Consider the following 13,350-nt stretch of genomic DNA (forward strand, 5'->3'; position numbering starts at 1 on the left):
GATTCCCGGGGTAGCGCCGGGCCATGCCCGGCGAGCGCCGCGGTCACCGGACCTGCTCCTTATCCCAGATCGCCCAACCGCGCTTGCAGTGCCGCGATCGCGGCCAGGCCGGCGGTTTCCGTGCGCAGGATGCGCGGGCCCAGCTGCAGGCCCTGGAAGCCTGCAGCCGCCAGCTGATCCCGGTCGCGCGGCGACCAGCCGCCTTCCGGGCCGATCGCGATCACGATGCCGCCTGCCGGAGCGGCCGCCAGCGTCGACAGGCGATGTGCGCCCTGCGGGTCCAGCGTCAACCGCAGCGTATCCACTGGCAGTGCCGCCGCGGCCTGCGCCAGCGACAGTGGCGAGCCCACCTGCGGAATGCGCGCGCGCCCGGATTGGCCGCAGGCCGAGGTCACCACGTTGTTCCAGTGCGCCACGCGCTTCTCCGCTCGAGCTGCATCAAGCTTCACCTCAGTGCGCTCGGCGTTGACCGGAATGATCGCCGCCACGCCCAGTTCGGTGGCCTTCTGCAGGATCAGGTCCATCTTCTCGCCGCGCGCGATGCCCTGCAGCAGGGTGATCGCCAGTGGCGATTCATTCTTGATGGCCTGCACGGCGTCGATGCGTACCTGCACCTCGCGTTTGCCGGCCACCGTCAGCGTCGCGCTGTAGTCGTGGCCATCGCCGTTGAACAGGACGCAGGTATCGCCTTCGCGCAGGCGCATCACCCGCACCAGGTGGTTGGCCGTCTCTTCCGGCAGGGTCACGGTCTGGCCGCTGTGCAGCGCCAGGTCGATGGGGCAGCGGGTCACGCGCATGCAATCGCCTCGTCAATCGCTGCCAGTGTGGTATGTGCCAGCAGCTCCAGTTGTTCGTCGTCCACGCAGTAGGGTGGCATCCAGTACAGCACGTCGCCCAGCGGGCGCAGCACCACGCCGCGCTTCAAGGCGGCCTTGTAGGCGTGCAGGCCCAGCCGCATGGCCGGGTCGAACGGCGTGCGCTTGTTACCGTCGCGCGACAGCTCGAAGGCCACCACCATGCCGGCCTGGCGCACGTCGGCCACGTGCGGATGGTCGTTGAACGGTGCCGCCAGCGTACCCATCACGGAAGCGATGCTGCGGTTGCGGGCGATCACATCGTCGTCGCGGAAGATGTCCAGCGTCGCCAGCGCGGCCGCGCAGGCCAGCGGGTTGCCGGTGTAGCTGTGCGAGTGCAGGAACGCGCGCTCGCGCGAGTCGTCAAGGAAGGCGTCGTACAGCGCCTGCGTGGCCAGCACCGCGGCCAGCGGCAGGAAGCCGCCGGTCAGGCCCTTGGACAGGCACATCAGGTCCGGCATCACCCCGGCCTGTTCGCATGCGAACAGGGTGCCGGTGCGGCCGAAGCCGGTGGCGATCTCGTCGGCGATCATGAACGCGCCATGCGCATCACACAGTTCGCGCACGCGCTGCAGGTACACCGGATCGTGCATGCGCATGCCGCCGGCACACTGCAGGCGCGGTTCCAGGATCACCGCGCAGATCTCGCCCGGATGCTGGTCGAACAGGGTGGCCAGGCCATCGGCGGCCTGGCGTGCGCGATCTGCTGCACTCTGGCCGGGCTCGGCCAGGTAAGCGTCGGGCGAGGGCGCGAACAGCCCTTCGGCCAGCAGCGGCGCGTAGACACGGCGATACAGCGGGATGTCACCCAGCGCCAGCGCGCCCAGGGTCTCGCCGTGGTAGCCGTTCTCCAGTGCGATGAAACGCGTGCGCCGCGATTCCCCACGGTTCTGGAAATACTGGAAGGCCATCTTCAGGGCCACTTCCACGCCGGCCGAGCCGTTGTCGGCGTAGAACACCTTGGCCAACGGCTCGCGGCCGGGCTGGCGTGGCGCCAGCGCCAGCAGGCGTTCGGCCAGGGTAATGGCCGGCTCATGGCCGAAGCCGGCCAGCATCACCTGTTCCAGCTGCGTCGCCTGGGCGGCGATGGCGCCACCGATGCGCGGTTCGGCATGGCCGAACAGGTTGGTCCACCAGCTGCTGACCGCATCCAGATAGCGATTGCCATCGTGGTCGATCAGCCAGGCACCTTCGCCACGGGCGATCGGCACCAGCGGCAGGGTGTCCGGATGCTCGCGCATCTGCGTGCAGGGGTGCCACAGCACCTGCAGGTCGCGCTGCCGCCAATGGTGGGCCAGCGGGGAGGGGGTTGGGTCTGCTAGCATTTCGGGCTCATGAACATGTTGCTGCCTGCACATTCTATCGGCCCCGGCGCAGGCGCCGGCCGCCGCGGAGATTCCGTATGAACGATGACCGTGCCGGCCGTCGCTTGCCGATCATCCATCGGATCACCGATGAGGAGAACGGTCCCTTCCAGCGCCAGCACCTGGACCTGGAGTTCTCCAACGGCGAACGCCGCCGCTTCGAGCGCCTGGTCAGCCGTGGCCATGGTGCGGTGGTGGTGGTGCCGATGCTCGACGACGAGACCGTGCTGCTGGTACGTGAATACGCCGCAGGCATGCACCGCTACGAACTGGGCCTGGTCAAGGGCCGGATCGATGCCGGCGAGACTCCCGAGCAGGCTGCGGACCGCGAACTGAAGGAAGAGGCCGGTTACGGTGCGTGCCGGGTCGACGTGCTGCGCGCAATGACCCTTGCCCCGACCTATATGAGCCACCAGTCGTGGCTGGTGGTGGCGCGCGACCTGTACCCGGAAAAGCTGGCCGGCGACGAGCCGGAAGAACTGGAAGTTGTCCCGTGGAAGCTGGCCGAGCTGGACCAGCTGATGCTGCGTGAGGACTTCTCCGAGGGACGCTCGCTGGCGGCGCTGTTCATCGCCCGCCAGTGGCTGCAGGGATTGCGATGATCAAACTGACCACGGACCTGCGCGAGACCGCCATCGCCATCGCCCAGGAAGCCGGACAGGCCATCATGCAGGTCTATGCCGATGGCTTCGAGGTGCAGATCAAGGACGACAACAGCCCGGTCACCAGTGCCGACCTGGCGGCCAACCAGGTCATTGAACAGGGCCTGCAGCAGCTGACCCCGGACCTGCCGATCCTGTCCGAGGAATCGGCGCAGGTGGGCTGGGAGCAGCGCCGCCACTGGGGGGCCTACTGGCTGGTCGACCCGCTCGACGGCACCCGCGAGTTCGTCAAGCGCAACGGCGAGTTCAGCGTCAACATCGCGTTGATCTACCAGGGCGCACCGGCTTTCGGCGTGGTGCTGGCCCCGGTCACCGGCATCGTCTGGCATGCCATGCGCGGCGAGTTGGCCTATCGCCGGCAGGGCCTGCACGACACCGTGCTGCGCACCCGTACACCGGCCATCGCACCGTTGCGCGTTGCCGCCAGCCGTTCGCACCGCTCAGCGGAGACCGAGGCGCTGCTGGCGAGGATGGGCCGCATCGAGACCATCGCGCAGGGCTCGTCGCTGAAATTCTGCCGGATCGCCGAAGGTGGCCTGGATGTCTATCCGCGGCTGGGCCCGACCTCCGAATGGGATACCGCTGCCGGCCAGTGCGTGCTGCACGCCGCCGGTGGTGCGGTACTGTCGGCCGCGACCGGCAAGCCGTTCCGTTACAACCGCCGCGAAACCCTGTTGAACGGCGATTTCATTGCCCTTGGTGATACCAGCCTGCCGTGGCGCGACTGGTTGTCCGATTGACCCTGGAGGCCGCATGAGCGCGGATGACACCCCCACCGCCGGCAGTGCAGCCAGCAACGAACTGGAGCGCCTGCTCGCGATCATGGCGCGCCTGCGCGACCCGCAGGGCGGCTGCCCGTGGGACCTGGAGCAGAACTTCGCGACCATCGCGCCGTACACCATCGAGGAAGCCTACGAGGTGGCCGATGCGATCGACCGCGGCGACCTCGACGACCTGTGCGACGAGCTGGGCGACCTGTTGCTGCAGGTGGTGTTCCATGCGCGCATGGCCGAAGAGCAGGGCAGCTTCGCCTTCGCAGACGTGGCCCGCGCGATCAGCGACAAGATGCAGCGCCGCCACCCGCACGTGTTCGCCGAGGTCAGCGTCGATGATGCCGATGGGGTGATGCGCAACTGGGAGGCGATCAAGCGGGCCGAGCGCGCCGCCAAGGGCGAACAGGACACCTCCGCGCTGGCCGGCATCTCGCGCGGCCTGCCGGAATGGCAGCGGGCAGTGAAGCTGCAGTCGCGCGCGGCCAAGGTCGGCTTCGACTGGCCGGGCCCGTTGCCGGTGCTGGACAAGGCGGCCGAGGAACTGCAGGAGCTGCGCGAGGAGTTCGAGCGCGGCGATATCGCCGGCAACAAGGCGCGCCTGCAGGAAGAACTGGGCGACCTGCTGTTCGTCTGCGCGAACCTGGCGCGCCACGCCGATATCGATCTGGGTGCGGCGCTGCGCGGGGCCAACCACAAGTTCGAACGTCGCTTCCGTGCGATGGAAGCGCAGGCCGATGCGCAGGGTGGGGCGCTGGCTGCGATGGACCTGGAGGCGCAGGAAGCCCTCTGGCAGCACGCCAAGGCGGCGGAGAAGGCGTGAAGACACTCGGCCTGTTTCTGCTGACCGCGCTGGCCGAGATCGTCGGCTGCTACCTGCCGTGGCTGTGGCTGCGCAAGGGCGGCAGCATCTGGCTGCTGCTGCCGGCGGCCGCCAGCCTGGCCCTGTTCGCCTGGCTGTTGACCCTGCATCCGACCGCCAGTGGTCGGGTCTATGCCGCCTACGGTGGCGTCTACATCGGCACCGCGCTGTTCTGGCTGTGGCTGGTCGATGGCATCCGTCCCAGCCGCTGGGACCTGTTCGGCGCCGCGCTGTGCCTGGCCGGCATGGCGGTGATCATGTTCGGGCCGCGCACCTCATCGGTGTAGGTCCGGGCAAGGCGGTTCTGTAGAGCCGAGCCCACGCTCGGCTGCTCTTCTTTCCGACCGCGCTGGCACGCGCAAGCCGAGCATGGTTCGGTGCTGCAAGGCAGCGCAGCGCCCCCCGAAAGGCGCATGATGGGCCTGACCATGGCCCCGGAGCATGCGCATGTCCCGCTTCGCCAGCTTCCGCGAGTTCTATCCGTTCTACCTCAGCGAGCACCGCCATCCGGTGTCGCGCCGGCTGCACTTCGTCGGCAGCTGCGGGGTGCTGCTGCTGGTTGCGGCGGCGATCCTGCGCGGCCAACCCATCCTTGTGCTGGCCGCCCTGTTCTGCGGTTACAGCTTCGCCTGGGTCGGCCATTTCTTTTTCGAGAAGAACCGCCCGGCCACCTTCCAGCACCCGCTGTACTCGTTCATGGGCGACTGGGTGATGTTCGCCGACATCCTGCGCGGGCGCGTGCCCTGGTAGCTCCGCTGTGAATGCGGCCTTCACGCGCTATGCTGGGGCCTGGACGTCATCGATAAGGAAAGCAAGATGTTCCCGACCATGTTCTTTACCGTGGTACTGGCCTTCGTGGCCGTGGTGATCCTGTTCAAGGCCGTACGGATGGTGCCCCAGGGCTACGAGTGGACCGTCGAGCGCTTCGGGCGCTACACGCACACCATGACCCCCGGCCTGCATTTCCTGATCCCGATCGTGTACGGGGTGGGGCGCAAGGTGAACATGATGGAGCAGGTGCTGGATGTGCCCAGCCAGGAAGTGATCACCAAGGACAACGCCGCCGTGCGCGTGGACGGCGTGGTGTTCTTCCAGGTACTGGATGCTGCCAAGGCCGCCTATGAGGTGGCCAACCTGGAAGTGGCGATGATCGCCCTGGTGCAGACCAACATCCGTACCGTGATCGGTTCGATGGACCTGGACGAATCGCTCAGCCAGCGCGAGGTGATCAATGCCCAGCTGCTGAGCGTGGTCGACCATGCCACCAATCCCTGGGGCGTGAAGGTCAACCGCATCGAGATCCGCGACATCCAGCCGCCGCGGGATCTGCTGGACGCGATGGCGCGGCAGATGAAGGCCGAGCGCGAAAAGCGCGCGCAGATTCTGGAAGCCGAAGGCTCGCGGCAGTCGGAGATCCTGCGTGCCGATGGCGAGAAGCAGGCCACCGTGCTCGAGGCCGAAGGCCGGCGCGAGGCTGCGTTCCGCGACGCCGAGGCGCGTGAGCGCCTGGCCGAGGCCGAAGCGAAGGCAACCCAGATGGTGTCGGCGGCGATTGCCGAAGGCGACGTGCAGGCGATCAACTACTTCGTTGCCCAGAAATACGTGGAAGCGTTCAAGGAGCTGGCCAGCTCGCCGAACCAGAAGCTGGTGCTGATGCCGATGGAGGCCAGCGGTGTGATCGGTTCGATCGCCGGCGTGGCCGAGCTGGCCAAGCAGGCACTGGGCGACCAGAACACCAAGGCCGCGGGCAAGCGGCCGCCGCCGATCGGAGGCTGACATGCGCTGGGAAGTCGTGGGCTGGGGCGCGTTGGCGTTGCTGCTGTTCGCGGCCGAAGCGCTGGCGCCGGGTGCGTTCATGCTGTGGATCGGCATTGGCGCGGCGGCGGTGTTCGTACTGGTTGCGGTGTTCAGTGACATTCCGCTGTTGTGGCAGGTGATCGCTTTCGTCCTGCTGAGTGTGGTCTCGATCCAGTGCTACCGGCGCTGGGGGCGGCCGCGGGCACGGCCCAGCGATGCGCCGTTGCTCAACCGCCGCGCCGAGCAGCTCGGTCGGCCGGGAGGTGGTACTGCAGCAGGGCATCGTCGGTGGCCAGGGACGGGTCAGCATTGACGATGCGTCCTGGCAGGTGAGCGGTCCGGAGCTGCCTGCGGGCACGTGGGTGCGGGTGCGCAGCGTGCAGGGCACGGTGCTGGTGGTCGAGGACGCAGGCCGCCCCCTGTAGAGCCGAGCCCACGCTCGGCTCCCACACGAAGAGCAGCCGGGCATGGGCTCGGCTCTACAGCTCCGGCGCTGCGCTGCGGCACGCCTGCGGGCGACCGATCTGGGATAATGGGGATTCTTGTTTCCTCTGCTGCCGGACCCGGTCATGACCCAGAAGACGCTGCTCAACGATACCCACCGCGCCCTTGGCGCCAAGATGGTCGATTTCGGGGGTTGGGACATGCCCATCCACTACGGCTCGCAGCTGGACGAGCACCACCAGGTGCGTCGCGAGTCCGGTGTGTTCGACGTCAGCCACATGACGGTGGTCGACCTGCGCGGTGAGCAGGTCAAGCCGTTCCTGCGCCGCCTGCTGGCCAACTCGGTCGACAAGCTGAAGGTGACCGGCAAGGCGCTGTACTCGTGCATGCTGAACCCGCGCGGCGGCGTCATCGACGACCTGATCGTCTACTACCTGGGCGACGATTTCTTCCGCATGGTGGTCAATGCCTCCACCCGCGAGAAGGACCTGGCCTGGCTGCGCGAGCAGGCTGCGCCGTTCGGCGTCACCGTCGAGCAGCGCCCGGACCTGGCCATCCTGGCCGTGCAGGGACCGCAGGCGCGCGACATCGTGATCGGCCTGGCGCGTGATGCGGACCGTCAGGCGCTGACCAAGCTGGGCCGTTTCGCCGCCCTGCAGGTGCAGTCCGATGACGGCGTCGAACTGTTCGTCGCCCGTACCGGTTACACCGGCGAAGACGGTTTCGAGATCCTGCTGCCGCAGGACGCCGTGGTCGCGTTCTGGAACCGCCTGCTGGCGGCGGGCGTGAAGCCGGCTGGCCTCGGCGCACGCGACACGCTGCGCCTGGAAGCCGGCATGAACCTGTACGGCCAGGACATGGACGAAGAGATCAGCCCGTACGAAGCGGCGCTGGCCTGGACCGTGTCGCTGGACGAAGGCCGCGACTTCATCGGCCGCGACGTGCTGGAAGCGCAGAAGGCCGCCGGCACCGCACGCCAGATGATCGGCCTGGTGATGGACGAGAAGGGCGTGCTGCGCCACGGCCAGGCGGTGACCACCGCGGGCGGCCAGGGCGAGATCCTGTCCGGCACCTTCTCGCCGACCCTGGCCAAGGGCATCGCCTTCGCCCGCGTACCGGCCGGTGAACTCGGCGAGGTCACCGTCGACATCCGCGGCCGGCAGGTACCGGTACGCGTGGTCAAGTTCCCGTTCGTGCGCGAAGGCCAGGCCCAGCCCGGCGTGCTCGCCGACGCCTGATCCGAAACTGCCGATCGTCACTGACAGCAGTGGCGGCCGGTTGGTTACACTAGCCCCGTTTTTTCCACCCCTGCATATCTCTGGAGCAGTCCCATGAGCGAGATCCCCGGCGACCTCAAGTTCCTCAAGTCCCATGAGTGGGCCCGTGTCGAAGGCAATGGCCGTGTCACCGTCGGTATTTCCGACCACGCCCAGGGCCTGCTGGGTGACCTGGTCTACGTCGAACTGCCGGAAGTCGGTGCCGACGCAAAGGCTGGCGAGCAGATCGCCGTTGTCGAGTCGGTGAAGGCCGCCTCGGACGTCTACAGCCCGATCAGCGGCAAGGTCGTCGAGGTCAACTCGGCGCTGTCCGACAAGCCGGAAACCATCAATGAAGATGCCTACGGCGAAGGCTGGATGTTCGTGGTCGAACTGACCAACGCCGAAGAGCTCAACGAACTGCTGGATCCGGACGCGTATGCCGAAGCCCTGGAAAACGACGACCACTGAGTCGTCACTTCCGGGTTCTGGAACGGCCACCTTCGGGTGGCCGTTTTTGTTTTGGCGAGTGCGTCGGACTCATGACGGCGGGTTCGCTCTGCACCCTCGGCGTGGCATCAGCCGACAGACGAACGGTGCCGATCGGCGTGCGCAGTTTTGCGCAAATCCGCGTTTCCGCCCTGCGCCGAAGCGATCAGATGTGAAAACTTTTCGCCCCCCGTTGCGGCCCCGTTGTGCTGGCGTTGGCGACGGTGCCGGTGACCATCGGCGATGCACGTGCGCTGTTGTCCAGAACATGTGCCTATCTGCGCAGAGTGCTTATTTCAAGTGTTTTTTGTTCAGAGAGCGCATCGACGTCGTCGCATGCGACGCGCGTGCGCGCCGCTTCAATGGTCGTTGCAGGGCGCGCACGGCGGTGGCGCGGGCGGCGTCCGGGCTGGCGCGGATGTGAAAATTTTTCGCGGGGGTTGTTGACAGTAAAAAAAACCGTGATTAGGTTTCGCCTCAGCAGACCTTGCCTGCCCAACCGAGTGCGCAGAATCAATCGTCCGATGCGAAGCAGCCCCTTCAAGACCACCGCGACCCTGATGACGGTGGACATGGCCCCGCTTCCCCCGGAGAAATGCAAGGCAACTCCCGTTCCGATGTCCGCTCCGCCGATCGAGGCGGGCATTGCCGCATCCGTAACGGCGCGCCTGACGCGCCGGCGGTCCCCGCACGCAGCATCCGCGGGTTTGATCCAACTGGGCGTTTCAACTCCCTATCACTGACGAGGAGCCATCCCATGGCAACCAAGAAAGCTGCGAAGAAGAAGCCCGCCGCCAAGAAAGCGGTGAAGAAGGTCGCGAAGAAGGCTGCTGCCAAGAAGGCAGTGAAGAAGGTCGCGAAGAAGGCGACCGCCAAGAAGGCAGTGAAGAAGGCTGCGAAGAAGGTCGCCAAGAAGGCCACTGCGAAGAAGGCAGTGAAGAAGGCGGCGAAGAAGGTAGCCAAGAAGTCCACTGCCAAGAAGGCCGTCAAGAAGACCGCCAAGAAGGCCGTCAAGAAGGTAGCCAAGAAGGCCACCAAGAAGACTGCCAAGAAGGCAACGGCCCGCAAGCCGGCCAAGAAGGTCGCGAAGAAGGCGACTGCCAAGAAGGCCGTCAAGAAGACCGCCAAGAAGGCAGTAAAGAAGACCGCGAAGAAGGCCACCAAGAAGGCTGCCCCGAAGAAGGCAGCGAAGAAGGTTGCCAAGCGCAAGCCGGCCGCCCGCAAGAAGAAGGCCGCTCCGGTCGCTCTGCCGGCAACCCCGGCGCCGCTGATCTAAGTACTTCCCGATAGCCGCATCCTGAAACCCCCTTCCCTGGCTGCCCAGCGGGGAGGGGGTTTTTTTATGGAGCGGTTTGTAGCGTCGGGCCATGCCCGACGGCTTTTCTGACGGTCGACGCTAGCGGTGCGGCGCCGGTGGAAAGCGCTCCACCAGGAAGTCCAGGAAGCTGCGCAGGCGGGTCGAGTGGTAGCGATCGTGGGCGTAGACCACGTGCATCGGCCGACCGGTCTGGCCATGCTCCGGGAACAGCTGCACCAGGCGTCCGGCGTCGACGTCGGCAGCCAGCAGCAGTGCCGACTGCAGCACGATGCCCAGCCCATGCAGCGCCGCCGTGCGCAGTGCTTCGCCGTTGTTGATCTGCAGCCGGCCGTCGGGCACACGCTCAAGCCCGCCAGCATCGACCTGCAGCCACTGCGCCAGTGCGCTGGGTTCGAAGGACAGGCATTGGTGCCGGGCAAGCGCCTGCAGGTCGGAGGGCGTACCGTGCCGGGCGAGGTATCCGGGCGATGCGCACATCATCAAGCGATACGGTGCCAGCGCACGCGCCACCAGCATGCTGCTGTCGGCCAGCGTGCCGATGCGCAGCGCCGCTTCGAAACCCTCCTCGGCGAGGTCGACCACACGGTCGGTCAGCGTGGCTTCGACCCGGACCTCCGGATGGCGCGCCATGTACTCGGCCAGTGCCGGTACCAGCGCATGCGTGCCGAAGATCACCGGCGCACTGATGCGCAGCGTACCCGCCGGTGCCAGCTGCTGGTGCTGCGCCTGCGCGTCGGTTTCTTCCACCAGCCGCAGGATCTCCCGGCAGCGGGTGTAGTAGTCCTCGCCGAAGGGCGTCATATGCTGGCGCCGGGTGGTACGGCTCAACAACTGCATGCCCAACCGTGCCTCCAATGCGCGCAGATGCTTGCCGGCCATCGTCGCGGAGATATCCATCGCCGCCGCCGCTGCGCTGAGGCTGCCCTTGTCCACGATCAGCACGTAGACCTGCATGCTTTCCAGCAGGTTCATCTGACACTCCGGGTGTTGAATGCTGAAACCTGCGCGGAGTTTATCAATCAGGGGTGATCAAACAGCATGTCGTGCAAGGGCTGGATTGGCCGGCCACGTGGACAGGAGAACACCATGGACTTGAATCTTGCAGGCCGTACCGCATTGGTGACGGGCGCGGCCAGCGGCATCGGTGCCGCCGTCGCCAGGCAGCTGGCAGCCCAGGGCGTGCGCGTCGCCATCACGTCGCGGCAGCGCGACCCCCTGCAGGCGCTGGCAGCGCGGATCGAAACCGAAGGCGGCGCGGCACCGGTCATCGTGGTCGGCGATGTCACCGTCGCCGGCGACGTCCGGTCCATCGCGGAAGCATCCCGGGAGGCATTGCAGCACGTGGACATCCTGGTCAATGCCGCAGGGGGCTCCCGGCCGACCACGGTGGATGCCGATGACGAGGTCTGGGAGGAAGCGATCGCCCTGAACTTCTCCGCCGCACGACGGCTGACCCAGGCGCTGTTGCCCGGCATGCAGGCGCAGGCATGGGGGCGGGTGATCAATTTCAGCGGTTCGATGGAGCCACGTTCGGTGAATGCCGCCACCGCGGCGAAGGCGGCGCTGCATCTGTGGAGCAAGGGGTTGTCGTCGGAGGTGGCCGGGCAGGGCATTACGGTCAATGCGATTGCACCGGGGCGCATCAACAGCCCGCAGGTTCTTGATCGCCTGCATCCCACCGAGGAAAGCCGGCGCGCGTTCATTGCACGCAACATTCCGATCGGGCGCTTCGGCGAGCCGGACGAAGTGGCGCCGCTGGTGGCCTTCCTGGCTTCGCCGCTGGCCGGCTACATCACCGGCGCGGTGATTCCGGTGGATGGCGGCATGCACTACTTCGCGCATTAGCGCTGCGGAGCTGTAGAGCCGAGCCCATGCTCGGCTGCCTCGCGCCAGAATTCCGCTCAGCCGAACACGGCTCGGCGCTACACAACAACAAAAAGGGCAGCCCTCAGGCCGCCCTTCATGTTTACGGTCGAGCCCGCCTGATCAGCGCGGGGACGCCACCGCGCGGTTGCTCGAGGCACCCTTGCCCTTGCGCTTGTCCTGCTGCGCCGGGCTTGCGCCCTCGGCCATCAGGTTGTCGCTGCCGAAGTCGGTGTCCACATCCAGCCAGCGCTGCGCAGGCAGGCCGAGCGCGGAATCGAGCACGGTCGGCAGCAGGCCGCTGGGCAGGCTGCTTTCGCCATTCCACATGATGGCGATGCCCAGATCGCGTTCCGGCACCAGCGCGACCAGGCCGCGATAGCCCTGCACGGCACCGGCATGGAACACCACGTCGTGGCCGGCGTAGTCGAAGGTGCGCCAGCCCAGGGCGTAGCCGGCCGAGTGCAGGCGCTCGCGGCGCCAGCCCGAACGCATCTCGCCGGGGGTGCTGATCAGGCTCGAATGCAGGGTGGCCAGCAGCGGTGCCGGCAGCACGTCCGGGCGGTGGCCGGTGTGGGCGAGCAGCCACTGCGCCATGTCGCTGGCGCTGGCATTGACGCCGGCCGCCGGGGCGACGCGGTAGTAGGTCGGCTTCGGAGTCAGCGACACCCAGCCATTGCGGCTGCGCACGTGCGGACGCGCCCAGCGCGAGCTGGCCTGGATGCCGGCCAGGCCAAGGCTGGCATCGTTCATGCCCAGCGGCTTGAAGATGCGGCGCTCGACCGACTGCTCGTAGAAGCTGCCGGAGGCCGCGTAGACGACGTCGCCGATCAGGCTGAAGGCCACGTTCTGGTAGGCGTAGCAGTCGCCCGGCAGGCACTTCAGGCTGGTGTTGGCCAGCTTCTGGGTCAGCGAGTAGTACTCGGCGTTGCCTTCGATGTCGCGGTCGTAGGCGTTGTAGGGCAGGCCGACGCGATGACTGAGCACGTCGGCCACGGTCAGGCGATCGGTCGCTTCCGGCGAGTTCAGGCGGAAGCCCGGCACATAGTCGGTGACCTTGCTGTCCCAGCGCAGCGTGCCGTCGTTGACCAGCAGGCCGGCCATGGTGCCGGCGAAGGCCTTGGACAGCGAGGCCAGGCGGAACACGGTGTGGGCGTCGACCGGCAGCGGGTTGTTGACGTCGGTGACGCCATAGCCACGCGCGCTGAGCACACGGCCACCCTGCACGATCGCCACCGCCATGCCGGGCACGCGCTCGCCATAGGTGAGCTGCTGCGCCATCGACTCGATGTTGGCCACGTTGAAGCCGGCCGCCGGCAGCTGCACCTGCGGCACCAGGCCGGTGCGGTAGGCGGCGGGCTGGGTGTGGGCGACGGCGGTGGCGGCGGATTCGATGTTGGCCGGCATCGGCGGCAATGGCGGCGGGGTCTGCGCGGTGGTGGACAAGGCAACGGGCATCAACATGCCCAGCAAACCGGTGGCCGCCGAACGGATCGGACGACGCAGGCTGTTCTTTTTCATCGTGGAGACCCGTGCGCGACTGCTGATGGCGATTCTAGCGCCGCTTTTCCCTTGTGCACAAACAAAGCGAAGATGAATGCGCATCTCGTTGAAAAAGTTGGAATTTTGACGCCCCGAAAGCATGTATCGGAACGTGTCGTACGGGTGGGG

The 13,350-nt window shown here is 66.9% G+C and carries 15 protein-coding genes and 1 pseudogene; 11 read left to right on the plus strand and 5 right to left on the minus strand.

Annotated elements, in window-relative coordinates:
* Window positions 1–59: 59 nt before the first annotated feature.
* Together AC5P8D_RS15560 and bioA are read right to left on the minus strand one after the other, a co-directional pair.
* Window positions 60–797, minus strand: a complete 738-nt coding sequence (locus tag AC5P8D_RS15560; RefSeq protein WP_043399181.1) for a 16S rRNA (uracil(1498)-N(3))-methyltransferase — start codon at window positions 795–797, stop codon at window positions 60–62.
* The gene (bioA, locus tag AC5P8D_RS15565) at window positions 788–2,179 is read right to left on the minus strand and encodes an adenosylmethionine--8-amino-7-oxononanoate transaminase (protein WP_221928382.1); all 1,392 of its coding nucleotides are present in this window, start codon (window positions 2,177–2,179) and stop codon (window positions 788–790) included. Before bioA ends, AC5P8D_RS15560 begins: the two co-directional genes overlap by 10 nt.
* A 77-nt stretch (window positions 2,180–2,256) precedes the next feature.
* Between bioA and nudE the strand changes: the two genes are divergently transcribed.
* The 9 genes and pseudogenes from nudE to gcvH all read left to right on the plus strand — a co-directional run bounded on the left by nudE (window position 2,257) and on the right by gcvH (window position 8,480).
* Entirely contained in the window at window positions 2,257–2,820 is a 564-nt protein-coding gene (gene nudE, locus AC5P8D_RS15570; protein ID WP_495203466.1) for an ADP compounds hydrolase NudE, read from the plus strand.
* Complete coding sequence (cysQ, locus tag AC5P8D_RS15575; protein WP_495203467.1) at window positions 2,817–3,620, plus strand: 3'(2'),5'-bisphosphate nucleotidase CysQ; 804 nt, start codon at window positions 2,817–2,819, stop codon at window positions 3,618–3,620. The genes nudE and cysQ overlap by 4 nt, the downstream gene beginning before the upstream one ends.
* A gap of 13 nt (window positions 3,621–3,633) precedes the next feature.
* On the plus strand, window positions 3,634–4,473 hold the full coding sequence (mazG, locus tag AC5P8D_RS15580; protein WP_495203468.1) for a nucleoside triphosphate pyrophosphohydrolase: 840 nt from the start codon (window positions 3,634–3,636) through the stop codon (window positions 4,471–4,473).
* Complete coding sequence (locus tag AC5P8D_RS15585; protein WP_010482716.1) at window positions 4,470–4,799, plus strand: YnfA family protein; 330 nt, start codon at window positions 4,470–4,472, stop codon at window positions 4,797–4,799. Before mazG ends, AC5P8D_RS15585 begins: the two co-directional genes overlap by 4 nt.
* Before the next feature lie 160 nt (window positions 4,800–4,959).
* On the plus strand, window positions 4,960–5,262 hold the full coding sequence (locus AC5P8D_RS15590) for an Mpo1-like protein (RefSeq protein ID WP_010482717.1): 303 nt from the start codon (window positions 4,960–4,962) through the stop codon (window positions 5,260–5,262).
* 66 nt (window positions 5,263–5,328) lie between these two features.
* Window positions 5,329–6,288: an SPFH domain-containing protein gene (locus AC5P8D_RS15595; RefSeq protein ID WP_043399173.1), complete on the plus strand. Its 960-nt coding sequence runs from the start codon at window positions 5,329–5,331 to the stop codon at window positions 6,286–6,288.
* A gap of 1 nt (window position 6,289) precedes the next feature.
* Window positions 6,290–6,734, plus strand: a pseudogene (locus AC5P8D_RS15600) (NfeD family protein).
* Between the two features lie 144 nt (window positions 6,735–6,878).
* Complete coding sequence (gene gcvT, locus AC5P8D_RS15605) at window positions 6,879–7,991, plus strand: glycine cleavage system aminomethyltransferase GcvT (RefSeq protein WP_010482722.1); 1,113 nt, start codon at window positions 6,879–6,881, stop codon at window positions 7,989–7,991.
* Between the two features lie 93 nt (window positions 7,992–8,084).
* Window positions 8,085–8,480 carry a glycine cleavage system protein GcvH gene (gcvH, locus tag AC5P8D_RS15610; RefSeq protein WP_010482723.1) on the plus strand — a complete coding sequence of 132 codons (396 nt, stop codon included), beginning with the start codon at window positions 8,085–8,087 and terminating at the stop codon, window positions 8,478–8,480.
* Between the two features lie 292 nt (window positions 8,481–8,772).
* On the opposite strand, the gene AC5P8D_RS15615 is transcribed toward gcvH, so the two are convergent.
* Window positions 8,773–9,072: a hypothetical protein gene (locus AC5P8D_RS15615; protein ID WP_125438507.1), complete on the minus strand. Its 300-nt coding sequence runs from the start codon at window positions 9,070–9,072 to the stop codon at window positions 8,773–8,775.
* Window positions 9,073–9,255: 183 nt separating this feature from the next.
* Here AC5P8D_RS15615 and AC5P8D_RS15620 point away from each other — a divergent pair, with 183 nt between their 5' ends.
* A complete protein-coding gene (locus tag AC5P8D_RS15620; RefSeq protein WP_019338693.1) occupies window positions 9,256–9,774 on the plus strand; it encodes a hypothetical protein in 519 nt (172 codons plus the stop codon).
* Between the two features lie 120 nt (window positions 9,775–9,894).
* Here AC5P8D_RS15620 and AC5P8D_RS15625 read toward each other — a convergent pair whose 3' ends face one another.
* Window positions 9,895–10,788, minus strand: coding sequence for a LysR family transcriptional regulator (locus AC5P8D_RS15625; protein WP_049481824.1), 894 nt, complete (start codon window positions 10,786–10,788; stop codon window positions 9,895–9,897).
* A 114-nt stretch (window positions 10,789–10,902) separates the two neighbouring features.
* On the opposite strand from AC5P8D_RS15625, the gene AC5P8D_RS15630 reads away from it, so the two are divergent.
* A complete protein-coding gene (locus tag AC5P8D_RS15630; RefSeq protein WP_159360480.1) occupies window positions 10,903–11,661 on the plus strand; it encodes an SDR family NAD(P)-dependent oxidoreductase in 759 nt (252 codons plus the stop codon).
* A 141-nt stretch (window positions 11,662–11,802) separates the two neighbouring features.
* Here AC5P8D_RS15630 and AC5P8D_RS15635 read toward each other — a convergent pair whose 3' ends face one another.
* Window positions 11,803–13,200: a serine hydrolase domain-containing protein gene (locus AC5P8D_RS15635; RefSeq protein WP_010482727.1), complete on the minus strand. Its 1,398-nt coding sequence runs from the start codon at window positions 13,198–13,200 to the stop codon at window positions 11,803–11,805.
* Window positions 13,201–13,350 lie beyond the last annotated feature (150 nt).

It is taken from the genome of Stenotrophomonas sp. YJH_SMC_101-4 (assembly GCF_059370395.1).

Coding starts and splice junctions, on each gene's coding strand:
- AC5P8D_RS15560 (WP_043399181.1), bottom strand. CDS start 797: ATGCGCGTGACCCGCTGCCCCATCGACCTGGCGCTGCACAGCGGCCAG.
- bioA (WP_221928382.1), bottom strand. CDS start 2,179: ATGCTAGCAGACCCAACCCCCTCCCCGCTGGCCCACCATTGGCGGCAG.
- nudE (WP_495203466.1), top strand. CDS start 2,257: ATGAACGATGACCGTGCCGGCCGTCGCTTGCCGATCATCCATCGGATC.
- cysQ (WP_495203467.1), top strand. CDS start 2,817: ATGATCAAACTGACCACGGACCTGCGCGAGACCGCCATCGCCATCGCC.
- mazG (WP_495203468.1), top strand. CDS start 3,634: ATGAGCGCGGATGACACCCCCACCGCCGGCAGTGCAGCCAGCAACGAA.
- AC5P8D_RS15590 (WP_010482717.1), top strand. CDS start 4,960: ATGTCCCGCTTCGCCAGCTTCCGCGAGTTCTATCCGTTCTACCTCAGC.
- AC5P8D_RS15595 (WP_043399173.1), top strand. CDS start 5,329: ATGTTCCCGACCATGTTCTTTACCGTGGTACTGGCCTTCGTGGCCGTG.
- gcvT (WP_010482722.1), top strand. CDS start 6,879: ATGACCCAGAAGACGCTGCTCAACGATACCCACCGCGCCCTTGGCGCC.
- gcvH (WP_010482723.1), top strand. CDS start 8,085: ATGAGCGAGATCCCCGGCGACCTCAAGTTCCTCAAGTCCCATGAGTGG.
- AC5P8D_RS15615 (WP_125438507.1), bottom strand. CDS start 9,072: ATGTCCACCGTCATCAGGGTCGCGGTGGTCTTGAAGGGGCTGCTTCGC.
- AC5P8D_RS15620 (WP_019338693.1), top strand. CDS start 9,256: ATGGCAACCAAGAAAGCTGCGAAGAAGAAGCCCGCCGCCAAGAAAGCG.
- AC5P8D_RS15625 (WP_049481824.1), bottom strand. CDS start 10,788: ATGAACCTGCTGGAAAGCATGCAGGTCTACGTGCTGATCGTGGACAAG.
- AC5P8D_RS15630 (WP_159360480.1), top strand. CDS start 10,903: ATGGACTTGAATCTTGCAGGCCGTACCGCATTGGTGACGGGCGCGGCC.
- AC5P8D_RS15635 (WP_010482727.1), bottom strand. CDS start 13,200: ATGAAAAAGAACAGCCTGCGTCGTCCGATCCGTTCGGCGGCCACCGGT.